This window comes from Bradyrhizobium sp. MI1.7, assembly GCF_055811795.1.
This window is the reverse complement of record NZ_JBVVPO010000096.1, coordinates 1-21,923: the sequence shown is the minus strand read 5'-3', so window position 1 is coordinate 21,923 and position 21,923 is coordinate 1. Positions and strand designations below refer to the sequence as shown.

20 protein-coding genes and 4 pseudogenes are annotated in these 21,923 nt (G+C 61.7%); 10 read left to right on the top strand and 14 right to left on the bottom strand.

Annotation, left to right across the window (positions count from 1 at the left end):
- The coding region (locus tag AC0L3X_RS42805; RefSeq protein WP_473317434.1) for a DEAD/DEAH box helicase at positions 1–2,205 on the top strand (2,205 nt) is incomplete at its 5' end.
- A 56-nt stretch (positions 2,206–2,261) separates the two neighbouring features.
- Here AC0L3X_RS42805 and AC0L3X_RS42800 read toward each other — a convergent pair.
- Positions 2,262–2,386, bottom strand: a pseudogene (locus AC0L3X_RS42800) (IS110 family transposase); the annotation flags it as partial.
- Positions 2,387–2,533: 147 nt separating this feature from the next.
- Here AC0L3X_RS42800 and AC0L3X_RS42795 point away from each other — a divergent pair.
- Positions 2,534–2,728: a hypothetical protein gene (locus AC0L3X_RS42795; protein ID WP_439035788.1), complete on the top strand. Its 195-nt coding sequence runs from the start codon at positions 2,534–2,536 to the stop codon at positions 2,726–2,728.
- Positions 2,729–3,085: 357 nt separating this feature from the next.
- Here AC0L3X_RS42795 and AC0L3X_RS42790 read toward each other — a convergent pair.
- Positions 3,086–4,284: pseudogene (locus AC0L3X_RS42790) on the bottom strand (cytochrome P450).
- 138 nt (positions 4,285–4,422) lie between these two features.
- Here AC0L3X_RS42790 and AC0L3X_RS42785 point away from each other — a divergent pair.
- The 5 genes and pseudogenes from AC0L3X_RS42785 to pdxR all read left to right on the top strand — a co-directional run bounded on the left by AC0L3X_RS42785 (position 4,423) and on the right by pdxR (position 8,097).
- Complete coding sequence (locus AC0L3X_RS42785; protein ID WP_439034179.1) at positions 4,423–5,151, top strand: TetR/AcrR family transcriptional regulator; 729 nt, start codon at positions 4,423–4,425, stop codon at positions 5,149–5,151.
- Positions 5,152–5,392: 241 nt separating this feature from the next.
- Positions 5,393–5,590, top strand: a pseudogene (locus AC0L3X_RS42780) (GntR family transcriptional regulator); the annotation flags it as partial.
- Complete coding sequence (locus AC0L3X_RS42775) at positions 5,574–5,900, top strand: hypothetical protein (protein ID WP_439035787.1); 327 nt, start codon at positions 5,574–5,576, stop codon at positions 5,898–5,900. The pseudogene AC0L3X_RS42780 and the gene AC0L3X_RS42775, both read left to right, overlap by 17 nt.
- Before the next feature lie 20 nt (positions 5,901–5,920).
- Complete coding sequence (locus AC0L3X_RS42770; RefSeq protein WP_439034178.1) at positions 5,921–6,364, top strand: ACP S-malonyltransferase; 444 nt, start codon at positions 5,921–5,923, stop codon at positions 6,362–6,364.
- Between the two features lie 200 nt (positions 6,365–6,564).
- Positions 6,565–8,097, top strand: a complete 1,533-nt coding sequence (gene pdxR / locus AC0L3X_RS42765) for a MocR-like pyridoxine biosynthesis transcription factor PdxR (protein ID WP_439034177.1) — start codon at positions 6,565–6,567, stop codon at positions 8,095–8,097.
- Between the two features lie 274 nt (positions 8,098–8,371).
- Here the strand turns inward: pdxR and AC0L3X_RS42760 are convergent, their stop codons facing one another.
- From AC0L3X_RS42760 to AC0L3X_RS42705, 12 genes and pseudogenes are all read right to left on the bottom strand, one after another.
- Complete coding sequence (locus tag AC0L3X_RS42760) at positions 8,372–9,016, bottom strand: FMN-binding negative transcriptional regulator (RefSeq protein ID WP_439034176.1); 645 nt, start codon at positions 9,014–9,016, stop codon at positions 8,372–8,374.
- A 61-nt stretch (positions 9,017–9,077) separates the two neighbouring features.
- The gene (locus AC0L3X_RS42755) at positions 9,078–9,296 is read right to left on the bottom strand and encodes a rubredoxin (protein WP_439034175.1); all 219 of its coding nucleotides are present in this window, start codon (positions 9,294–9,296) and stop codon (positions 9,078–9,080) included.
- 304 nt (positions 9,297–9,600) lie between these two features.
- Positions 9,601–11,143, bottom strand: a pseudogene (locus tag AC0L3X_RS42750) (tripartite tricarboxylate transporter permease).
- On the bottom strand, positions 11,144–11,611 hold the full coding sequence (locus tag AC0L3X_RS42745; RefSeq protein WP_439034174.1) for a tripartite tricarboxylate transporter TctB family protein: 468 nt from the start codon (positions 11,609–11,611) through the stop codon (positions 11,144–11,146).
- 11 nt (positions 11,612–11,622) lie between these two features.
- On the bottom strand, positions 11,623–12,156 hold the full coding sequence (locus tag AC0L3X_RS42740) for a helix-turn-helix domain-containing protein (protein WP_473317432.1): 534 nt from the start codon (positions 12,154–12,156) through the stop codon (positions 11,623–11,625).
- Between the two features lie 89 nt (positions 12,157–12,245).
- The gene (locus AC0L3X_RS42735) at positions 12,246–13,196 is read right to left on the bottom strand and encodes a PDR/VanB family oxidoreductase (protein WP_439034172.1); all 951 of its coding nucleotides are present in this window, start codon (positions 13,194–13,196) and stop codon (positions 12,246–12,248) included.
- Entirely contained in the window at positions 13,197–13,706 is a 510-nt protein-coding gene (locus AC0L3X_RS42730) for an MOSC domain-containing protein (protein ID WP_439034171.1), read from the bottom strand.
- 34 nt (positions 13,707–13,740) lie between these two features.
- Entirely contained in the window at positions 13,741–15,384 is a 1,644-nt protein-coding gene (locus tag AC0L3X_RS42725; protein WP_439034170.1) for a thiamine pyrophosphate-dependent enzyme, read from the bottom strand.
- Positions 15,381–16,058 carry a 3-oxoacid CoA-transferase subunit B gene (locus AC0L3X_RS42720; RefSeq protein WP_439034169.1) on the bottom strand — a complete coding sequence of 226 codons (678 nt, stop codon included), beginning with the start codon at positions 16,056–16,058 and terminating at the stop codon, positions 15,381–15,383. The genes AC0L3X_RS42725 and AC0L3X_RS42720 overlap by 4 nt, the downstream gene beginning before the upstream one ends.
- Positions 16,055–16,717, bottom strand: a complete 663-nt coding sequence (locus tag AC0L3X_RS42715) for a 3-oxoacid CoA-transferase subunit A (protein ID WP_439034168.1) — start codon at positions 16,715–16,717, stop codon at positions 16,055–16,057. Before AC0L3X_RS42715 ends, AC0L3X_RS42720 begins: the two co-directional genes overlap by 4 nt.
- Positions 16,718–16,737: 20 nt before the next feature.
- Positions 16,738–17,916, bottom strand: a complete 1,179-nt coding sequence (locus AC0L3X_RS42710) for an acyl-CoA dehydrogenase family protein (protein ID WP_439034167.1) — start codon at positions 17,914–17,916, stop codon at positions 16,738–16,740.
- A gap of 18 nt (positions 17,917–17,934) precedes the next feature.
- Positions 17,935–18,927, bottom strand: coding sequence for a Bug family tripartite tricarboxylate transporter substrate binding protein (locus tag AC0L3X_RS42705; RefSeq protein WP_473317431.1), 993 nt, complete (start codon positions 18,925–18,927; stop codon positions 17,935–17,937).
- Between the two features lie 248 nt (positions 18,928–19,175).
- Between AC0L3X_RS42705 and acuR the strand changes: the two genes are divergently transcribed.
- From acuR to AC0L3X_RS42690, 3 genes are all read left to right on the top strand, one after another.
- The gene (gene acuR, locus AC0L3X_RS42700) at positions 19,176–19,844 is read left to right on the top strand and encodes an acrylate utilization transcriptional regulator AcuR (protein WP_439034165.1); all 669 of its coding nucleotides are present in this window, start codon (positions 19,176–19,178) and stop codon (positions 19,842–19,844) included.
- A 13-nt stretch (positions 19,845–19,857) separates the two neighbouring features.
- Positions 19,858–20,841: an acrylyl-CoA reductase (NADPH) gene (acuI, locus tag AC0L3X_RS42695; protein ID WP_439034164.1), complete on the top strand. Its 984-nt coding sequence runs from the start codon at positions 19,858–19,860 to the stop codon at positions 20,839–20,841.
- 351 nt (positions 20,842–21,192) lie between these two features.
- Positions 21,193–21,819, top strand: coding sequence for a LysE family translocator (locus AC0L3X_RS42690; RefSeq protein WP_439034163.1), 627 nt, complete (start codon positions 21,193–21,195; stop codon positions 21,817–21,819).
- Positions 21,820–21,923 lie beyond the last annotated feature (104 nt).

Sequence of the window (21,923 nt, the reverse complement as noted above, 5' to 3'; positions counted from 1 at the left end):
AAATTTACAGGCCGATTGACACTCGACGCTGAGGCCGTAGGAATGCGCTATCGAAGCACCCGACAGGTTATCGGCGTTTTTGAAACCAGACCGAACCGCCCGTGCCGCATTCTTCTCGACATCATGAACGGGCGACCGCTGTATTTGCGTGGCGAGGAGCAGCCCGTGTATCTCCGGCTTCAAATCGCGCAGATGCCGCAATTGCCGGCGGGCATGCGGAACAGCCTCAATCGCTTCAACAGTCTAACCGTGCTTTGGACGGCTCTCCATCTGGTCGAGGAAGATCAACGCATTCTTATCTCCGTCGCACAGGAACCAGAGCAGACGATGCGCTGGTTCAAGGAAGCTCTCGAACTGCCGACTTGGGCGGCAGCGCCTGGCTTCGCGGCGCCCGAAGGGGAGCTGCGCGCGCGGTACGACGAAGCACGGGCTGCTTGTATTGACTATTGCGGCGTCGATTCCTTTGAGCTCGCACTCCTTGATCGGGGGATTGCGACGAGCCACGGCCAAATGCCGCAGCGGCTTCGGCGTCTGATGACCGAAATGATCGAGCGGAGAATTTGCCCGATAACGGTCGCAACCGCGACACTGACAGAGGGAGTGAACCTTCCGTTCGACCTAATTTTCCTTACATCACTTAAGCGGCGTTCCTGGGACGCAGAGAACGAGCAACAGATAGTCACTCCACTTTCCACCGCCGAGTTCCGAAATCTCGCAGGCCGGGCTGGACGGCCCGGCGCAGCCCGAGGGATCGAGGGCATGACGCTTGTGGCGATCCCAACCACGATCTCCACGACGGCAGACAGCTTCGCAGACGTTCAGCGCAGGCAACGTCGTGATCTCGTCGCAGACTATGAACGACTTCGAAGGGCGTTGCTGATCGAGGAACGCGATTCTGATGCGGTCGAGAGTCCGTTGGCGATGCTGCTGACCGCAATCCGCGATCGTGCAATCAATGTTCTTGGGCTGCCGCCTAATCGATTTCTGGACTGGCTCGATCAGGCCCTTCCGCCGAATATCAGTCGGGATGCCGGTGAGGGAGCGACCGGACTGCGCGCTCGCCTTGCAGACTGTCTTGATGAGCTTGACGGCGTGTTGCTCGCGGCGATCGAGGAGGTCGCACATGCAGACGAAGCAGACATGACCGGCGCGGAGGCCGAGGCCCAGCTCGTTGAACTATGGCGGCGAACGTTTACCGCGGTTGCTGCAGCCCAGGAGGAATGGATGGAACAGGCGTTTATACGGCGTGGCCGCGCGATAGTGGAAGCCGTCTACCCGGACGCGGACGAACGTCGACGCCTTTATCAATATGGCTTCTCGCCGCTCATTGGCCGTCGTTTCGAGGCTGTTGCTCCCCAAATCCGGGATTTGATGGCGGCAGCCCAAAATTACGGCGTTGATGATCCGGACACGCGGCTGCGCGTATTCGAACAAATCGGAGGGCTTCTCGCTAATGATCGCGGGTTTGGCTTTCGTGTACGCGCCACAGTCGGTGACCAGGCGCTTCTTGTAAATTGGCAAGGTGTGTTGGCATGGTGGATGCAAGCACCCGGCGCCGATGGACCTGATGCGGATCAGCTTCGGAGTTGGCAGCGCTTTGTCGCCGAGAACCTCGAATTCAAATTGGGCGTCGCCATGGGAGCGGTCGTCGCACAAGCTTGGTCGGCTGGCGCGGGCGATCCCTACGCGGTCCCGTCGCTTGCGGAGTGGCGCGCAACCACGGGTCTCCCGTGGTTCGGTTTTTGGGCTCGCGAACTGTTGCGGTGGGGTACCCACGATCCGTTCGTTGCCTATGCGCTCGCACAGGGGCTAGCTCACACACGAGAGCGCGCTGCCGAACGTCGTGGAGAGTTCGAAACCTGGTTGCAGGCAAACCACGTAGATATCGAGCCCGACGACTACATCGATCCGCAGCTCTTTCTCGAATGGCAGAACAGCCTGCCCAGGCGTGAGCGCACCGCCACAACGGTTGCTCCCGTGCCCGTCGAATTGACCGGAACCAACGGCGCCAGGCACCGATACACTGTGATGCCCGTTCCGTGCGATACGCATGTCAGTTGGCTTGACCCGGCCGGATTTGAGCTGGCAAGGTCGAAGGACGCCGCCGGCACGTATGACAATAGTGCGGTTCGAAGCGATTACGAGCTTCGCGCGACGCGGAGCGGGGCTTCCGTGAACAGAACTTTTCGGGCGGGCGCTCAATAGTGCGCTAAGACAAATGGACGGGTGGCTCGGTGTCCTCGGATCGCGTTGATGTGCTAAGTTCGCTGCCGAACCATCAGGCCACGGGTTCGAAACACCAGACCGCCGCCTGTTGCTCTTCGCTCTTCCCGGCCACGAACCGCATGCTCAGCCGCTGAGCGGCTTCGCAAATCGCCGCGGCGTCGATCAGAGCTAGTGATGAGCCCGGCCACATACCTCCAGCCCGACGGTGCAACTCGGCTGAGCGGCGAAGAAGTCCAGCACCTTTCCTCTGGACAAAGTATATCGAGCGACGTCCAATCTGACCTCCAACAACGCACCGCGAGAAAACATGCTTGCCCTTGGCATCTTCAAAAGCGAGAAGATCGTCTTCGCCGGCTTTTTTCTCGATTGCAATGATCCACGTGTTTCCTGGACGCACATCAGCGTTCACCAAGCTCAAGAACTGTACGATCGCTGGACCCGTTTGATCGAGCTTGTTGGCCGTAAAGGCGTCGCGCCTGCGCGTCGTTCAGCCCCTGGGTGACGCCGCCCTGAGAAACTGTCAGCGCTCGCGCCATCGTCGCCTGGGCGACCCGCGGCTGGAAAGCGACCTCGCAGGTAGACTCTCGTCAGCAGGTTGTGCATCAAGTGCGCCGCTCATTGACCAAAGAGCAGCTAGCTGGTCCATGCCGCGGAGATTCAGCGTTTCCTCGGTCCAACCGACAGCTCGGCGATAGCTGCCCACCGCCGCCCTTCGCTTGAGCGCGGTGGCGTCGCTCGGTCTCATCGGCAAAGGGCAAGACCCAAAGCGCGTCTTCGGGACAATAAGCTCGCAAAGGAAGCAAGTCCGCCAGTCGTCTTGGCGGGCAATGACAATCGCTGCAAAGAGCCCGGGCTGGCGTTATTTCGTCGTAACGCGTACCGGCAGCGAGCTAGTGCCCGCAATCCGCTGCTGTCGCGGTATACCGGCTCGCCCGTCATCTCGATTGATGCGACGCTCGCCGCCAAGGCGGCCAGAACGGCTTCGCCTTCGAGCCGCGCGACCATCTGCCCTACACAGCCGTGGATTCCGGTGCCGAAGCCGATATGCCCTGAAACGCGCCGGGTGATGTCGAACTGCTCGGGCCGTTCCCACCGCGTTTCGTCGCGATTTGCCGAACCGATCAGCAGCAACACTTTCTCGTGCTTGCCGATCGGCACCCCTGCGATCTCTGTTTCATGGGGTGTGGTCCGGAAGACGTAAGGTGCGGCGGAATCGTAGCGCAGGCTCTCATCGAACGCCGCGCGCGCCAGCGAAGGATTGGCAGCCAGTATGGCCCATTGCTCCGGATGACGGGTCAAACTAAAGAGGGCCATGCCTTGTGCAGTGATTGTCGTATCCAGTCCCGCCGAGAGAAAGGACCGGACGAGCAGAGGCGCTTCCTCCTGGGTAATTTCGCCGCTATCGGCGGCCTCGTAGACCTGCGCGCCAAAACTGCCGGGAGCTAAGGCCTCCCGTTGGCATTTTGCGGCAACCCAAGGCAAGACTTTAGGTGCCTGGGCCATAAGAGTGCGAAAATAATCGTTCTCCGGCCCCATGCCGGCAAACACCATTGCGCCGTAGGTCAGAAAATTTTCGCGGCCCTCATTGTCGATGCCCAGGGCGTCCGGAAATACAGTCACCGGAAATATTTCGGCAAGGTCGCGGACTGCATCGAACGATCTCTTTTCGATCAGTTCATCGACCAGCGCGGCGGCCTTGGCCTTGAAGCCGTTCTCGAGGCCCCGCATCGCACCCGGCGACATAATCCGCGCTAGCACCTTTCGGGTGCGTGTATGTAGCGGTGGGTCAGCTTCAAGAACAATGCTCGGCGGACGCCACGGCTTCTCCTTGAAGTAATTGACGATGCCGGCACCACCGGCATTGCTGAAGTTCACATGTTCGGCAAGGACCGCCTTCATCTCGGCAAAACGCGGCACGGCGAAGATGCCGTATTTCTCAAGCCGGACGACGGGTGCCTTCGCACGAAGGGCGGCATAGGCCGGATAGGGGTCGATGCGAGTGTCCCAGTCGAACGGATCAAAATCGCTACAGGCATACTCGTGTGCCGACGTTGCCACTGCTTCCCTCCGTTTGTTCGCTTTAAGTTAATTGACTATAGTCATTTATTACGAGAGTTGGCAAGCTACGAACGGAGTGGCGTTTTTTACTTGTGATTCCAGCCATGTAGCTGCAGGACACACCGGGCGGAGATTGGGATGTCGACCGAGAGATCAGGAAACCCTAAGCGGATGCGGCGCTTTCAGAAGCGCGCGCGCCAAGAAGCCGACAAGCGGGCGTTGCAGGCTCGAATCCTTGAAACAGCGCAAAAGGAGTTCGCGAGCGGCACACTCGAAACCGTTTCGATCCAGAAGATCGCCGATGCTCTCGGTTACTCGAAGGGCACGATTCTCAAATACTTTCCGACCAAGATCCTGCTGCTGCTGGCAGTGAAGGAGAGGAATCTGGAGGAAATGGCGGATCGGCTCGAACAAGTCCGCGCGCTCCACTCCAGCGGCGAGGCCCGGCTCCGGCGCGTCATGGAGGCCTATATCGATTATTGGGTCGACAATCCCGATCATTTTCGATCGCTCTATTCGATGGCCGGCACGGTCGAGGACAGGCGTTTTCCCGACGGGGTTTATTTCGGTCAAACTGAGATCGCACGAAAGGGCTACGGGCTCTTTGTGACCTCGATCGCGGATTATCTTTCCGAATTGGGGGTGGAGGCGACGCCAAGGCTCACGGAGCGCCTAGCGACCGGCCTGCTATCGGCAGCGCATGGGGTGATCTCGCTGCCACTGGGAACACCAACGATGAAATGGCCGGACATTCGCGGCAACGGACGATTGATCCTCGGCAATCTCATCGACGCTTGGTCGGCGAAGATCAAAGCCGCACGGCGAACACAGACCTGGCCGAGAATTTCCATTGGTGATTTTCTTTAGTTCGGCAGCACTGGCGTGCTGGCAGCCGATCTATCCTCGCAGCCAAGAAATGGGCTGACGTGCGACGGGATTCGCTGAGCGTACCGAAACGAAGGCGGACACCTACGCGACAGAAGCGACGTTTACTGGCCGGCGAGCCATAATGTCCCGAAGTATCTGAAGGATATCGGAGAGTTCTTTGGGATCGTTGGGGGCGCCGAACGTGCCTGCCCACGGAAGCGAAACGCAGGTCCTGTCCGCGTTGTTTGGCGAGGTGGTGCGCGAACCTGATCTTGCACCGCTGTTGGGCTACCATCCTCATGGTGGCGTCAGCAAGGCCTATCAGGAGACCGAACAACGCGGCATCATCAGCGGACATGTCGGGCAGGGCACCTTCGTCCGGCGCCGTTCCGCTGCGCAGGCCGAGGCGGCCACGGCAAGACATGAACCGGTCAATTTACCATGTCAGCCAGATCCTGACCGTCACATCGGCGCTGGCGATCCACGCCTGCATTGCCGACCTGCTGACCGAGCCAACCGTCGTCACAGGTTACAGCGTCGGCGAGATGGCGGCCTGGAGCATTGCCGGAATATGGACGGCCGACGAAGCCTTGCGGTTGACGGATGTTCGCGCACAGCTGATGGACCGCGTGGCCGGAGCGGATGATCGCCTCGGTATGTCCGCGGCCTCGATCAGACCACGCTCGACACCCTGCTCGAAACATATCGCTGCGAGATCGCGATCAGGAATCCCGATCGTCTTGTCGTGATCGGAGGCTCCGAGCAGGACGTGATCGACCTCTGCGAGGCGGCCATTCGACAGGGCGCCGCACGCAGCGGTGTTCTCGCCGTGAAGATCGCGTCGCACACGTCACGGCTCGCGCGCGCCTGCAAACCGTTGCAAGATGCGCTCGACGCCAGCAGGCGCATCCCGATCGCAAGCCAGCGGATCCTGCTCGCAGGAGGCGACGGCGAGCGCATGTTCTCCGCAAGCGATGCAACCGTGAAGCTCGCCTGCCAGGTCGCGCGCCCCATCGACTGGTCGGCGACGCTGGAGGCCCTGGCAGAGCTGGGGGTCAGCAGGGGGCTGGACCTCGGCCCGGGACATGCGCTCGCCGAGATGATGCAGGCCTTCCGTCCCGACATCCGCTGCTACGCAGCCGATGGATTTCGCACTCTCGATGGGCTTCGAAACTGGATAGCCTCTCAAGAACGACGCTGCTCAGCCGGTTGACCCAGCGAGGCGATCTTCCGCCTCGGGCCGGCCTACCTACGTCATGCGGAGGTGGTCGTTGACCCGCAAGGCCATCGCTGCTCGGGCTGAGATGTCAAAGCCGATTGGTAGAGCGGTGTGTGACGATTTCTTTCAATGACTCACAAAGTCGGTCTATTCTTGACTTCAAAGTACGAGCGGATAGGTAGACCAGAACGGCCATGGCCAGGCGCCGAAACATTATCGCAATTCCCTCGCTGGGTTCTCTCGACAAGACCACAGGCCGGGTCGGACACCAACTCACGCAGGTACTTCGCGAGGCGATATCAAACGGGACCCTGAAGCCGGGCGAACGGCTGCCTTCCACCCGAGCCCTCGCTGCATCGCTCAAACTCGCTAGGGGTACGGTCATCGAGGCGTTTGGTCAGCTACATGCGGAAGGCTACCTCGAAGCGCGCGCCAGAGGCGGCACGATCGTAGCGGACGTCAATGGCGATAGCGAACTCGTGAACCGAGCGCAGGCATTCATTGAGCCGCCGCGGATCGGCCCTGTGTTGCGGGAGAACGTCACCCGTCTTGCAGAGGTCGCGCAAATTCTTCGACCCCAAGGGACGACGCCATTTGCAATCGCTCATCCGGCAGGCGCAGTCGCCCCGGATGACAAGTGGCGCCGCCTTGGTAATCGCGTCCGAGCGCTACGCGTGGCTGCCCCGTCCGGATACATTGACCCGAAAGGATTGCCCGATTTGCGGATCGCGATTGCTGACTACGTCCGTAAGGCCCGTGGAGTGAAATGCGAGCCCGGTCAGGTCGTGATCACGGCAGGTACGCAGCAGGGTCTTTTTCTGGCTGCAACCGTTCTTCTTGCGGACGGAGACGCAGTATGGGCGGAAGACCCCGCCTATCCCGGTATTGTCGCGGTCCTCGGAAACTTCAGCGTCAAGACCTCTCGGATTCCCGTCGACGACCAGGGCATCGACGTCCAGGAAGGTCTCGTCCGATGTCCGAAGGCTCGGGTCGCCTTCGTTACACCATCGCATCAATACCCGCTCGGCATGCCGATGAGCATGGCCAGGCGCACGGCTCTGTTGTCGTGGGCCCGTCAAAATAATGCATGGATTGTCGAGGACGACTACGACAGCGAGCTTCGCTACGCGGGACATCCATTTCCCTCCTTGCAGGGACTCGATCCTACACGTGTCGTTTATCTCGGGACGATGAGCAAGGTGCTGTTTTCCTCGATGCGGATCGGATACGCCATCGTTCCCCTTCCCCTGGTGGATGCGTTCGCGGGCGCCCGTGCTCTTATCGACCGCCATTCTCCGATGGCCGATCAATATGTGCTCGCACAATATATGCGCGAGGGCTATTTCGAAGCTCACATACGGCGCATCCGGGGCGCTTACGCAGAACGGCGCGCGGCCCTGATCTCCGCCATCGGGAGAGAGCTGCCGTCCTGGGCAACGCTCCAACCAAGCGACCAAGGTATGCACCTGGTGCTCTGGCTTCCTGCCGGCCTCGACGATGTCAAGCTTGCCGACCAAGCACACAACGCCGGGCTGGTGGTGCGACCGATCTCGCCCATGTATCAAGATGCGCCTGCTCGCTTCGGTCTAATGCTCGGGTTTGGCGGCTTTTCCGTCGCGGAATTGCAGGCCGCCGCAGTCCGCCTGAAGGGCGTACTTGAGGCATCGGTCCGCGCGAACAGGAAGGCCAAACTGTCCAAGCGCCCACGGATGAAAACTACCACATAAATGTGGATGGCCGCGCTCAGGTCTCTTTCGCGATAATCGGCGCTCGCCGCGAATTAGAACATTGGGTCAGGTGTTCCGCGGCGCGACGGGAAGGACGCACATTGATCTCAAGTCTTTGAGTCCGACAGCGGCAGACGATCGTAGGGCAAATGAGATTCATCCATGCTTGCGCACGGCTGCCGATGGGTTTGGCCCCGCCATACCCTGCCACGACGATGACAAGTAGGTCGTTGTGCCACGATTTCTCCGTGCATGTCGCTCCGTCGGATATGGGTCAGGCCTGCTCCGCCTTGGCAGCAGCGGCGGCCAGCATTGCATCGCCGATCACATCCTTGCCCTGCGCCTTGAGCGCGTTCCCTGCACCAAGAATGTCCCGGACCTCTTTATTTTGACTAAGCTTCGACTTGCCAACGAGCCGTGTGATCTCGATTTCGATCCCGACGATCATCTTGAGCATCGTGTCGATATAATCCTTGGGGCTATCGGTCATCTTCCAAGGATTGGCCTGCTTCGCCTCATGGATGCGCGTCAGCCGCGCGACCATGCCACGGACGTAACGCTCATCGTCCCGGATCGTCGCGCGTCCGTACACATGTGCCACCATATAGTTCCAGGACGGAACCTGCTTCTTGAACTCGATCTTGCTCGGATACCAGTTCGGCGCGATGTAGGCGTCCCCGGCACGGAACACAATCAGCACCTCGTTCCCCGTAGCGATATCCTGCCAAATGGGATTTGCGCGGGCCACATGTGAATGAAGCACGCCCTGCTGCCCTTCGTTCGCGTGCAACTCGAAAGGCAGGTGATTTGCGTCGAGCCCGCCCTTCCCGTTGGTAAAGAGGATGCCGAGAGGATTTTTGTCGATGAGATCGTGAAGCGCCTCGGGGCGCGACTCGGCGAAATGTGGAGGGACGTACATGCTGGCTCCTTGGCAATTGATGAATGCCGCGCACGCTGCTCGCACCATCAACGGGATTTCTTCAGGCCTCGATCATCTGGAATTCACTCTTGCCTGCGCCGCAATCGGGGCAGATCCACTCGTCGGGGACGTCTTCCCAGCGAGTGCCCGGCGGAATGCCCTCGTCCGGCCATCCCTCCCGCTCGCTGTAAACAACCCCGCAGAGCGCGCACATCCAAGTCTTGTAAACCGGTTTGTCGACCGCCGTTTCAGAGTGCAGGTGAGCGCTTTCATTGCTCATCTCTCTAATCCTATCCCGTGGAGGGTTCATGAGACCGATGTACGCCATAACTGGATCACCCCACAGAGCCAGTTCGTGACATTATTGCTAGACCAGATTGGCACCCCCGGTGTTACTCACCGCACTGCGAGGCCCCTAGTCAGGAGGTGAATGCGTTGTTCGAGCAGGCGAAACGTTTCGCTTCCCAGTCAAGCGGCTGAAGAACATCCAGGAGACTGGGCGTTTCCAAGCATTGTGCTTCGTCAGCAATGCGCCGCTACTTCATCGCGCAAAGGCCTGTAACTTATGCCTGTGGAACTGGGGCTTACTCCGCGGCCCGGGCGACCGCAGCGCCGGTCCCCTCCGCGACGTCGGGCACCGCAAGCGCCTTCGGCCTGCGCAAGCGAACGTAGACCTGCGCCGCCAAAAGCGCCACGCACAGGAACAGAAACAACGCGCTGATCGGCCGCTCGACGAAGATCATGGCGTCGCCGCGAGAAATCAGAAGGGAACGGCGGAAGTTCTCCTCCAAGCGCGGGCCCAGCACGAAGCGAGGCCGGGTGGAAGTCGAGCAGCAGGAGCAGATAGCCGATCAACCCGACGACGACGGTCTCGCCGACCTGGAACATGTCGTTGTTGGTCGAGTAGACGCCGATCGCGACGAAGAACAATGCGCTTGGATAAAGATATTTGTACGGAATCAACAGGAGCTTCACCCACAGCCCGATCAGCGGGACGTTGAGCAGCACCAGCATAATGTTGCCTATCCAGAAGCTCGCGACCAAGCCCCAGAAGATGTCCGGATGCTCTTTGATCAGCTGGGGACCTGGCACGATGCCCTGGATCATCAGCGCGCCGAGTATGAGAGCCATGACTGCGTCCCCGGGAATGCCGAGGCTCATGGTCGGGATGAAGTCCCCCTGTACCGACGAATGCGTGGAGGCTTCCGGACAGGCGACGCCTTCGATCATTCCGGTGCCGAACTTCTCTGGTGTCTTCGAAACCTTCTTCTCGGCCGCGTACGAGATGAAGGAAGCGATCGTCGGTCCCGTTCCAGGAATGAGCGAACACAGGCTGCCGATGATGGTGCCGCGCAACATCGCCGGGATCGAGCGGCGGAGTTCATCACGTGACGGACGCAGATCGCGCAAGCCGACGTTCGAATAGCGCGTGTTCACCTCAGAATACTGGTTCACGCTCTTCATGAACTCGGCGATACCGAATAGACCGAGAGCGAGTCCGACGAGTTCGATGCCGTCAAGGAGATTCGGGATGCCGAACGTGAAGCGCTCCGCCCCGGTCTCGACGTCCGTCCCCACGATGCCTAAAAATAAGCCAAGCAACGTCATGGCGATGCCTTTGAGAGGCGAGCCTCTCGCGAGTGTCGAACCGGCGAGTAGGCCCAGAAGCATCAGCGAGCAGATTTCGGTCGGACCAAATTCCAGCGCGACCTTTACCAGTAGCGGAGCTAGAAAGATCATCTCCAAGATGCCCCAGGAAGCGCTGACGAAAGACGATAGTACCGTAATGCCAAGCGCCGCGCCGCCGCGGCCCTGCTTCGTCAGCGGAAATCCGTCAAGACACGTCACCGCGTGCGGCGGATGACAAGGCAGATTGAGCAGGATCGAGCAGATCGCGCCGCCGTATTGGGCCCCGTAGAACACGCCTGATAGCATCAGGATCGCGCCTACCGGTTTGATACCGAAGGTCAACGGCAGCAGCACCGAGATCGTGGCCAGCGGCCCCATCCCCGGCAGGACGCCCACCATGTTGCCGACCAGGACGCCGACAAAGCACCACATAACGTTCTGCGGCTCGAAGGCGACACCGAAGCCGTACCAAAGATCTGAAAGCGCGCTCGCGAACATCTAGAACCCCCAACGGTACAGCGGGAAAGGAACCCTCAGCACGTAGGAAAAGAGGAGACCGCCGGCGACAGTGACGACCGCGGCCAAGGCGGCCGAGCCTTTCAGGGTGGCCGTCCTGTCGCCGAGCGCCGAGACGAAGACGCACATGAAGGTAGCCGCGGCCATGCCCAAATAGACGCCGAAGAGGATGAACATCAGCGGGCCCGCGAGGATGCATGCCCAGCCGCGCCATTCCATCGCGGCGGGCAATATGCGCTCCCCCTCTTCGAGAGGCGTCGCCAACCCGGTGACGAAAATCAAGGCTCCGACGAGAACCATGATGACGCCGATCATGAACGGAAACATGCCCGGTCCGACGTGGGCCAAGGACCCGAGCGAATAGGCCGTCGAGTTGAGACCGATCCCCGCGCCCAGCAACACCAAGAGCAGCCCGGCGTAAAAGTCTTTCTTTCGCAGCATGATCGGCATTCTCAGCACCTCTATGCGGGTTTGGTCGCTATGACGACGAGCGCCGACGCCGGTCCGGAAGAGACCTGGATCAGCTTGTGCGGGATGGTGGAATCGAACTGGATGCAATCGCCCGGATTGAGGGTCTCATTCCGCTTACCGATGACGAGTTCGATTCGGCCGGTGAGGATGAACAAGATCTCCTCACCTTCGTGATGACTCATGATGCGACCGCGTTTGGCCGTCTTGGTCGGCCGCACGATGAAGGCGCGCATCGTGCGTTCGGGAGCCAGTCCGGCGACGAGCGACAGGTGCGTGTCGACGTCGCCCGCCTTCCCCTTCTTGGCGCGGACGATCGTGATGGGGTCGTGGTCGTCGGGCTGACCGTAGAAGCGGTCGAGGGTCGTTCCGAGAGCCTCGGCGATCTTGAGCGCGGAGCCTATCGACGGAGAGGAGAGCCCGCGTTCCAGCTTGGAAAGATAGCTGCGGGTCAGGCCGGAATCGGCGGCAAGCTGCTCCAGAGTCATGCCGCTCTGCACGCGGAGAAATTTGAGGTTGAGTGTCATTGCGCTCGGATCTTTCCGAAGTTATTGCCTGCATCGATCTCGCACCAAACCACCGACAATTCAAATCGTGGACCGGGACCTCCGACGATCTACAGATCCAGCACCAGTCTCTGTCCCGCGCAGTCGCCCACGCACACGATGAGCTCCTGCTGCCGCTCAGCAGGCGAAAGCACGCGATCTCGATGGATAGGCGGCCCCTCAGTCCAGCGCGTGCGGCAGGCGCCGCAGATGCCGCCGCCGCAGGACACGGGTACGTCGACCCCGAGCGCTTCAAGCGTTCCGAGAAGGCCGACCTCCGGCGTGACGGTCGCCCGCTTGTTGCTCGCCGACAGAAAGAGTTCGTAGGGAGGCACGTCGCTTCTGGCGGTGATCTTCGGCGGCGTGAACATCTCGATGTGCTTGCGCTCGTCCGGCCAGTCTGAGACGGCTTCTTCGAAGTCCTTCAGCATGGTGTCAGGTCCGCAGCAAGCCGCCAGACCGGATGCGGAGAACTTGCCGATGATCTCTGCGACGATCGGCTTGTCCTGCGTAGTCGTGTCATATAATCGGACCCGGCCCGCTTTCATCGCCGGCCCGATCATATCGGCCAGGACCGGCCGCCCGCGGGTGGTCCAGTGGAGCACGTAGTTAGACTGCCCCCTGCGCTCGAGATGCTGAATGGCGGAGATGAATGGCGTTACACCGATGCCGCCTGCGACGAACAGGTTGGTCCCCTCCGGGGCCAGCGCGATCCCGCCGCGAGGTAGTGAAACGTAAACAGGCTGTCCCACCTTCACTTGATCGTGGATGAAGTTCGAGCCGCCACGGCCGTCTCGCTCGCGCTTTACCGCGATCACGTAGCGCCAATCGTCGTCCGGTTCGTTGCAGAGCGAATAGGTCCGGACAAGACTCTGCCCCAGGTGCACGTCGATGTGCGCTCCTGGCCGGAACGGCGGCAGTTCCCAATCGTCCTGGTCGACGAGGGTGAAGCGCTTAGTGTCGTTGCCGAGATCCTCGATATTGGAGAGGACTGTGGAGACAGTCTTGATCGCCTTCGCCATCTAGATCGGCCTCACGGCGTCGCCCACGCGCAGTGTGCCGCCAGCGATGATCTTGCAGTTCAACCCGGACCGGTTGATCAGTGGGTCGAATACGGCCTTGCCGAGGATCTCCTCGATGTGACGGCACGGCGTCGAAAGGCGGGTCGCCTCCACGATCGTCTCTCCAAGCCGGAAGCGACGCCCGACCAGATGATTCAGCGGGACTCCTTCGACGGTGACGTTTCGGCGATGTTCCTCCGGCAACAATTCGATCTTGTGGTCTCGCCGCAGAGCCTCGAGAGTTTCCATCTCGAAAAGCGTGATTTGCCGCCCCTCCTCTGGCTTGTGGGAGTAAAACCCCGTTTCCTGGCCTACGAAGTACCGGTCGCCCTCGATGCCGCGGCCGGCGACGAGTTCGAGCGAAGGAAACGAGCGCATCGGAAGGAAGGCTCGCGGGGTCTTGTGAAGAAAGCGTACGACGCCCTGCCAAGAGGCTGCGACCCCGGCTTTCTCGCTTGCGACGGCATCCATCATGTTTCTCCCTGCACAATGATCCGGTTCGGCCTCAGCGCGGCGCCGCAAGCGACTTGTCCAGCGTCTGACGCACGTCCGATCGCACTTCGATCACCACCGGTCCCTCGATCTGCATTGCGTCCGCCACGGTCAACGCGGCGCTGCCTGCATCGTCGATGACGAATCCCGCCGCGCCGAACGCGCGGGCAAGAGCGGCGAAGTCGGGGCTCGAAAGATCGGTGCCGTATGGGCGGCCGGGAAAGGCCCGCTCCTGGTGCGAACGGATGGTGCCGTAAGACCGGTTGTTCGACACGACGATTTTGAGGTTCGCTTTTCTCGATACCGCCGTCGCCAGTTCGTTGCCAGTCATCAGGAAGCCGCCGTCCCCGCAGAACGCCACGACCTGTCGCTCCGGAAAACGAAGGCTCGCAGCGAGCCCGGACGGGACCCCGCTGCCCATTGCACCGCAAGCCGAGCCGAGCAGCCGTGCAGTCGGCTCGAGGCTGAAGATGCGATGGACCCATCCCGCGAAGTTGCCGGAGTCCGTCGTGACGATGCCGTCGGGCTTGAAGTGTGTAGCGATGGCCGCCACGGCGTGACCGAAGACGTCTGCGGACGGTACGCCGAAACGAGGCCAACCGTGTGTGGCCGTCCGCACCGTGGCTGCTGCTCTGAGCCACTCGGTCCGGTCCGGCGCTGCCGCGGAAACGGCGAGCATGGCCGATACGAACGCATGCGATCCAGAAACGACCGCGACGTCGGTCTGGACGCGCTTTCCGATCGCATCAGGATCCGGATAGACATGGACCAACGGCTGGCGCGGCTCGGCCTGCCTCGGAAACGCAAATCCGAGCGAGGACAGGTCGCCCAGACGCGTTCCGACGGCAACGACGAGGTCGGCGCGCTCGAGCAGTTTCGCATGGGGCTGGGACGTGAAGAAGCCGAACTGACCGGCCCACAGCGGGTGAGCGTTGGGAAACTGGTCCTGCATCTTGTTCATGGTGACGGCCGGGACGCTCCACGTCTCGGAGAACGCGACCAGATCTTCGCGGAACGATGCCGTCCGGCATTCACCGCCCACCAACAGGATCGGCCGCTCCGCGGCCGTCAACGCCGCAGCCGCCTGTTTGATCGCCGCAGCGCCCGGCTGCGGACGCCCAGCCCCGTTGACCGTGGCGACAAATCCCTCGGCCGAATCCTTGAGGAGATCTTCCGGGACTTCGACCGCAACCGGACCGGGCGTTCCCGCATGTGCCACCGCGAACGCGCGGGCCATCATCTCCGGAACGAGATCGGCGGAGTTCAGACGCACCGACCATTTCAGCACGCCGGCGAACGAACGGCCACAATCGACTTCCTGGACGGCGTCCCGTCCGAGGTTCGGACGATCGACCTGACCGACCAGCATCACCAGCGGAATCGCCTCCTGCGCGGCCACGTGCAGTCCGAGCGCGGCGTTGAAAGCGCCCGGACCACGGCTCGCCATCACGACGCCGGCGCGGCCCGTGAGCTTGGCGTCGGCGACGGCCGCGAGACTCGCGCTTCCTTCGTGGCGGCAGGTCACCAGATCGAAATCGGTGCGGTCGCGCAGTGCATCGAGCACCGCCAGAAAGCTCTCCCCCGGCACCCCGAAGGCCCGGTCGACCCCATGGGCGACCAGGCAGTCCGCGACAAGTTTGGCGACGCGATAAATCATGCGACGCTCCCGTCCTGTCTGATGGTCTGGACCTCGCCGGTGACGTGCAGCGGCGCCTCCGTGCGATCGCGCAGCGCCTCCATTGTAAGACCGTCGAGGAGAGCGCGGATCGCTAGCCCTTCCTCGGTCACGTCGAGGATGGCAAGGCTGGTGAATATGCGGCTAACCACTCTGCGCGCCGTGAGCGGGTAGCCGCATCGCTCCACGATGCGGGAGCGACCATCCTTCGTGGTGTGGTCCATCATCACCCAGATCGACTTCGCGCCGACTGCCAGATCAATGGCTCCGCCGATCCCGGGCGGCGAGCCGTTGTCACCGGTCGTCCAATTCGCGAGATCGCCATCTTTCGAGACCTGGAACGCGCCGAGCACGGCGACGTCGAGATGGCCACCCCGCATCATCGCGAACGAAAGACTCGAATCGAAATAGGAGCCGCCGGTCCGCAGCGAGACCGGCATTTTCCCGGCGTTGATGAGATCCCAGTCCTCCGCGCCGGCCGCGGGCTTTGGGCCCACGTTGAGAATACCATTCTCGCTGTGAAGGATCACGCCCGAATCGGCCGGCAGGTAATCGGCCACGTGCGTCGGAGCGCCGATGCCGAGATTCACGAAGCCTTCCTCGGGAAGATGCAAGGCAACCATGCGCGCCAGCGCGTCGCGTGAAAGCGGGGTCATCGGGAGCTCCTTGCGAAAACGCGGTCGACAAAGATGCAGGGCGTGACGATGGCTTCCGGGTCCAAATCGCCCGCCTCGACCACGCGATCGACCTCAACGGCGACCGTCCGGCCGGCCGTCGCCATGACGGCGCAGTGATTGCGCGCCGACTTGTTGTAGGTGACGTTGCCGAGCGTGTCGGCGAGGTGCCCCTTGACGAAAGCAAAATCCGCGCGAAGCGGAAGCTCGAGAATGAATTCACGTCCTTCGACGACGATCTTCTCCTTGCCCTCCGCGAACACCGTCCCGACGCCGACGGGAGAAAGGAAGCCGCCGAGACCGGCGCCGCCCGCCCGTATGCGCTCCACCAGCGTTCCTTGCGGAACGAGTTCAAGCTCGACCGTGCCGGCACGATATTGTTCGGCGAACTGCTTGGCGCTGCGCGGATAGGAGCAGACGATCTTGCGGACGATTCTGGCCTCGAACCACAGCGACAGATCGTCTTCTGTCGAACCGGCGTTGTTCGATATCAGCGTCAGGTCGCGGACGCCCCGGTCGAGCACCGCCTTGACCACTCCGAGCGGAAGGCCCGCGCCGCCGAACCCGCCCATCAAGACGGTGTCGCCGTCCTTGATGCCTTCGACAGCCGCCGCCGCGTCCTCCACCACTACGTTGCGCATCGTTTCGTCCGCCGTGCTTGCTAGAGGATTGAGGCTTGGTACGTCGTGGACAGGCCGCGGCCGACCCGGTCGAGCAGCATCTCGTTGGTGCCGTCGGCGTAAGCGGCCATCCGGACCTCGGCGAAATGCATGTTCAAGCGGTGAGCCACGCCGGCGCCGGTCGCGCCCATGATCCGGACGCACTGATCGATGCCCCAGAGCGCAGTGTCGACGGCGAACTTCTTGGCTTGCGCGGCCAGCGTGACCGGATTTCTCCCGGTCTGTATCTGCTCGGCGGCGCGGAAGACGAGCGCGTTGGCGGCCTCGAGCCGGGTCGACACCTCCGCGAGCTCCCAGCGCAGGCCCTGATGCCCCGTCAGCGGTTTTCCAAAGGCTTTCCGGCCTTCGCAGTAGTCGACCGCTTCGCACAGCGCCGCGTGCAGCGTCGCGACGCACATGGCCGCCACGTGGACCCGGGCCGCGTTAACGGAAGCCATCGACGCCTTGAGCGCGGCGCCTGGCGCTGCGATCAGACACCACTCGGGCACGAAGTGACCGTCGAAGACTATTTCGGCCAAGCGGAAGGATCGCGCTCCGGGAACGACGATCTCGGTCCGCTTTACCGTCTCGGCTTGGCCGAGCGGCACATAGAAACTGGCAATGTCCCCTGCCCCCATAGTGTCGCCCACGCGGGCCAACACGATGAGACCACCGACCAGCAGACCGCCCGTCATCCACGCCTTGGTGCCGCTCAGAGCCCAGCCGCCGTCGACCGGAACGGCCGTCGTGGTAAGGGCGGAGACATCGCTGCCACCCGCCGGCTCGGTCATGGCGGTCGTCAGAAGAAGCTCGCCGCACAGCGCGGGCTTCAGGAGGCGCTCAACCTGGATTGGCGTGCCAGTCTGGGAAAGTCGCGTCGCCCCGCCTTGGTGATGATTCAGGCAGAACGCCGCGGCGAAGCCGTGACGCGCCATTTCCTGCGCGACGCGGATTTTGCACAGGTAGGACGCTTCCATCCCGCCGTGAGCGCGCTTAGCTTGAAGCCCGAACATGCCGAGCGCCGCCCATTCGGCAATCCACGTCTCGGGAAACGCCTCGCCCGCCATGTGCGCGGCGAAGACGCTGTCGGAAAAGGCCCCGGCGCAGAATGCCCGCGCCTTCGCCACGTGATCGCGCTCGTCGGCAGAGAGATGAGCATCGTACTGGTGATAGAACTCCATCGTCGATCCCTCGGCGAGCTACTTCTGAAGAGGCGCCCCGATGTCCTTGGCCCACTTATCCCAGTAGGCCTCTTCCTTTCCGACATCCGCCGTGAAGCTCTCCACGGTCGACCCCGTGATCGGCGTGGCGCCGATCGTTTCCATTTGCTTCAGGAATTCCGAATCGCTCGCAGCCTTGTCGAGGGCGGCGCCAACTTTGGCGACGACGTCTGCCGGAAGGTTCGGCGGACCCGCGACGCCGAACCACGGCGAGATATCGAGAGGTTTGCCGCCGGCCTGCTCGATCGTCGGCAGATCCGGGAAGGCCGGCGACCGGTCAGCCGATGTCACCGCGAGCGCGTTGAGGGAGCCGGCCTTGACCTGCTGACCGATCGTGGCTTCGGTAAAGAAGCCCACCTGCAAGATACCCGACATGCAATCGACGATCGGTTGATTGCCGCCCGAATAGTTGATGAACGACATCTTCGTGTCGTAGGCCATGTCGAACAGCGTGCCGCCAATGTGGGATGTCGCGCCGAACGTACCGCCGAAGTTCACTTCTCCGGGGTGGGCCTTCAGATAGGCCACCAGTTCCGGAACGCTGGATACTGGAAGTTTAGGGTTCACGACGAGCAGGTTGCGCTGCTTGGCGACCTTCCGGATGTAGGTGAAGCCTTTCTGTTGATCGTAGCGCACGGAGGAATAGAGCGCCTTGGCGCGGGTATTCGAGGATTCGACCGCGACGAGTAGCGTGTAGCCGTCGGGGTTCGCGCGGGAGACATTGGAGGCGGCAATCATTCCGCCGGCGCCACCATTGTTCTCCACGATGACGTTCTGGTTCAACTCCTTGGCGAGCAGACGCCCGATCACCCGACCGATAATATCCGTCGGGCCTCCCGGCGGAAATCCGACGACCAGCTTGATGGAGGTCGAAGGGTAGGCGTCGGCTGCGATCGCCGGCACGGAAAAAAGCCCCAGACACACGGCGCCTGCAGCGGCCAAACCCGCGGCTTTCCTGAACGATTGAATCATGACGAAGCTCTCTCCAAGGACGGCTCACATTCGAGCCAAGGACACTTTGTGTCAAGTATGAAACCACCCCGTCGCGCCGCGCAATCGCACAAGGGGGCAGCAAAAGCCGCGGAAAAAGCGTGCACATTGCATAATGAGCCGACATTTCTGCTCCCAATACCGTTTCTCCACAAGGTGGCGCCGTTTTCCGGCTTGCCAAATTCGGGCAGCTGTGTTCTAGACGATCGGTCTAATCAGGATACAATTCAGTGGCAGAAGAGAGCATTCGACGGAAACCGGGCGAGCCGGACCGACGCGACATTGGATATGCGCCGACGCGCCACGTCCTCTTACGTTGCGGGATGGAGGTGATGACCCAGCAGGGTTTTGCAGCCACCGGACTGGACGCGCTGCTGCGCCGTGCAACCGTGCCGAAGGGGTCTTTCTACCACTACTTCGAAAGCAAGGCGGACTTCGGCCGCGAAGTCATGAAGTCCTACGATTCTTTCTTCCGGCATAAGCTGGACCGGGCCCTGAACAACGAAAAGCTCGCGCCGTTGGCGCGCATGCGAGCTTTCGTCGAGGACGCCAAGGCAGGTATGGCCAAATACGGCTATGCGCGGGGCTGTCTGGTTGGAAACCTCAGCCAGGAGGTTGAGGCGCTGCCAGACGATTACAGGCGCCTGTTGGACGAGATCGTCAGGGGTTGGCAGCGGAAGGTAGCGCGTTGCCTGGAACTCGCACGCGACGCAGGCGAGATCAGCGCCGCCGCGGACTGCGATTCGTTGGCTGAGTTCTTCTGGATCGGCTGGGAGGGAGCGGTGATGCGGGCCCGCCTCGTCAAGAACGGCCGTCCGCTCGATACTTTCATCGTCGGCTTCATCGCCGGCCTACCGCGTCCGGACGGGCCGAAGGCCAGGTCCAGAAGAATCTCGTGAAAAGGAGCTCGAGTTGTTTAAAGTCGTGTTGATCGAGAAGGACGAGCGGGGATATCGCGCCGATGTTGCCGAATTACCGGAAAGCCGCCTCCCCGAAGGTGACGTGACCGTCGAGGTTGAGTTCAGCACGCTGAACTACAAGGACGGCCTCGCGATTACCGGCAAGGGCCCGATCGTGAGATCCTTCCCGCTCGTGCCCGGGATCGATTTCGCGGGTGTGGTCTCGTCGAGCTCCGATGCGGCCTTCACGCCGGGGGACCGCGTGGTCCTCAACGGCTGGGGCGTCGGCGAACAACACTGGGGCGGCCTGGCGCAACGGGCGAGGGTCAAGGCGGGCTGGTTGATCAAGCTGCCCGCTTCGATGCCTTCCCGCCGCGCGATGATCATCGGTACCGCGGGCTACACCGCGATGCTATCGGTTATCGCACTCGAGAAGTACGGAATTCGTCCCGGTTCCGGCGACGTGCTGGTGACTGGCGCAGGCGGAGGCGTCGGCAGCATCGCGATCATGCTGCTCCACAAGCTCGGCTTCCGCATCGTGGCTTCGACCGGACGACCGGACGAACAGCCGTATCTCAAGAGCCTAGGCGCTGCCGAGATCATCGATCGGTCCCAACTGTCGCAGCCCGGCAAGCCGCTGCAGAAGGAACGATGGATCGCCGCGATCGACTCGGTCGGCAGCCACACTCTCGCCAACGTGTGCGCCGGTATCAAGGCTGACGGAGCGGTCGCCGCGTGCGGTATGGCGCAAGGATTGGATTTTCCCGCAACCGTCGCGCCCTTTATCCTACGCGGAGTGGCGCTGTTCGGCATCAACAGCGTGACTCGCCCGAAAGCCGAACGCGTCGAAGCCTGGGATCGTCTCTCTTCCTTGCTCACCGAAGCGGATTTGGAGAAGACGGCGGTCGAGATCGGCCTGAACGACGTCGTCCTCGCAGCGGACCGCCTCATGAGGGGCCAAGTGCGTGGACGCACGGTTGTCAACGTCAATAGGTGACTTCGACGAGAAATTAGAGTGATGCGAGGTCTGGAAGACGAGGCAGGTTTCCTCGGCGACCTGGAGCTATCGGTGGACCGTCTTTAGTTCACCCGCAGGAGCGTTCGTCAAGGAAAGGTCAAACATGATTGCCCCGCCGTCAGGACTCGAGCCCGCTATGGACCTTGGTAGAGTTGTAAAGGGAAGTTGTCCGAAGGTTCTACAACGACATGTGGGACCATGCAGACGGCGAGCGTTACGCCGCGGGATCGGGAAGTGGCTGCCTATTTGCACTCAGGCCTGAAACGAGTGTATCCGTGATGTACGAAGACTGGCGCCACGAAGCCAGTTAAATCGATGACGGGCTAAGCGATGTTCGACTTGCAGACCTTCTTCGTGTTCCTGGCCGCGGCACTGCTCGTAGCGGTCACGCCGGGACCGGGTATCTTCTACATTGTGGCCCGGACGCTTGCTGGCGGCAGAAGCGAAGGGCTGGCATCGAGCGTTGGCCTGGGTATTGGAGGGCTTGTCCACGTTTTCGGCGGCGCTGTCGGTCTATCTGCCCTCGTTATGGCAAGCGCGGAAGCCTTCACTTTGCTGAAGATCGTCGGAGGCCTATATCTCATCTGGCTCGGGATCAAGACGTGGCGCGAAGCGCGTATCATCGAGCCGGTAGAGGTGCAGACGACCGATGCGCATTTGGCCTTTCGCGAGGGCATCATCGTCGAGGCGCTCAACCCCAAGACAGCCGCATTCTTCCTTGCGTTCATCCCGCAATTCGTCGACCCATCCGGGAGTGTCGGAGCGCAGTTCATCGTGCTAGGCCTCATTTCGGTCGGACTCAACACGAGCGTAGATCTGATTGTGACCTATTGGGCTGCGAAGGCGAGGGACGGGTTTGCAAAAAGGCCCTCATTCGTCGCTAAGACGCGACAGGCATCGGGCGCCATTATGTGTGGGCTGGGAGCGACGCTACTCTTCGCACGCCGCACGAGTTGATGATTCCAGGCAGATTCGGCGGTCGAAAAGCGCGCAGAGTCTCCACGCCCTGCCCAAGATGTCAATCGGCGTTCGACTGGGACCCCCTATCGGCATCCAAAAGG

Coding starts and splice junctions, on each gene's coding strand:
- AC0L3X_RS42795 (WP_439035788.1), top strand. CDS start 2,534: ATGCTTGCCCTTGGCATCTTCAAAAGCGAGAAGATCGTCTTCGCCGGC.
- AC0L3X_RS42785 (WP_439034179.1), top strand. CDS start 4,423: ATGTCGACCGAGAGATCAGGAAACCCTAAGCGGATGCGGCGCTTTCAG.
- AC0L3X_RS42775 (WP_439035787.1), top strand. CDS start 5,574: ATGAACCGGTCAATTTACCATGTCAGCCAGATCCTGACCGTCACATCG.
- pdxR (WP_439034177.1), top strand. CDS start 6,565: ATGGCCAGGCGCCGAAACATTATCGCAATTCCCTCGCTGGGTTCTCTC.
- AC0L3X_RS42760 (WP_439034176.1), bottom strand. CDS start 9,016: ATGTACGTCCCTCCACATTTCGCCGAGTCGCGCCCCGAGGCGCTTCAC.
- AC0L3X_RS42755 (WP_439034175.1), bottom strand. CDS start 9,296: ATGAGCAATGAAAGCGCTCACCTGCACTCTGAAACGGCGGTCGACAAA.
- AC0L3X_RS42745 (WP_439034174.1), bottom strand. CDS start 11,611: ATGCCGATCATGCTGCGAAAGAAAGACTTTTACGCCGGGCTGCTCTTG.
- AC0L3X_RS42740 (WP_473317432.1), bottom strand. CDS start 12,156: ATGACACTCAACCTCAAATTTCTCCGCGTGCAGAGCGGCATGACTCTG.
- AC0L3X_RS42735 (WP_439034172.1), bottom strand. CDS start 13,196: ATGGCGAAGGCGATCAAGACTGTCTCCACAGTCCTCTCCAATATCGAG.
- AC0L3X_RS42730 (WP_439034171.1), bottom strand. CDS start 13,706: ATGGATGCCGTCGCAAGCGAGAAAGCCGGGGTCGCAGCCTCTTGGCAG.
- AC0L3X_RS42725 (WP_439034170.1), bottom strand. CDS start 15,384: ATGATTTATCGCGTCGCCAAACTTGTCGCGGACTGCCTGGTCGCCCAT.
- AC0L3X_RS42720 (WP_439034169.1), bottom strand. CDS start 16,058: ATGACCCCGCTTTCACGCGACGCGCTGGCGCGCATGGTTGCCTTGCAT.
- AC0L3X_RS42715 (WP_439034168.1), bottom strand. CDS start 16,717: ATGCGCAACGTAGTGGTGGAGGACGCGGCGGCGGCTGTCGAAGGCATC.
- AC0L3X_RS42710 (WP_439034167.1), bottom strand. CDS start 17,916: ATGGAGTTCTATCACCAGTACGATGCTCATCTCTCTGCCGACGAGCGC.
- AC0L3X_RS42705 (WP_473317431.1), bottom strand. CDS start 18,927: ATGATTCAATCGTTCAGGAAAGCCGCGGGTTTGGCCGCTGCAGGCGCC.
- AC0L3X_RS42690 (WP_439034163.1), top strand. CDS start 21,193: ATGTTCGACTTGCAGACCTTCTTCGTGTTCCTGGCCGCGGCACTGCTC.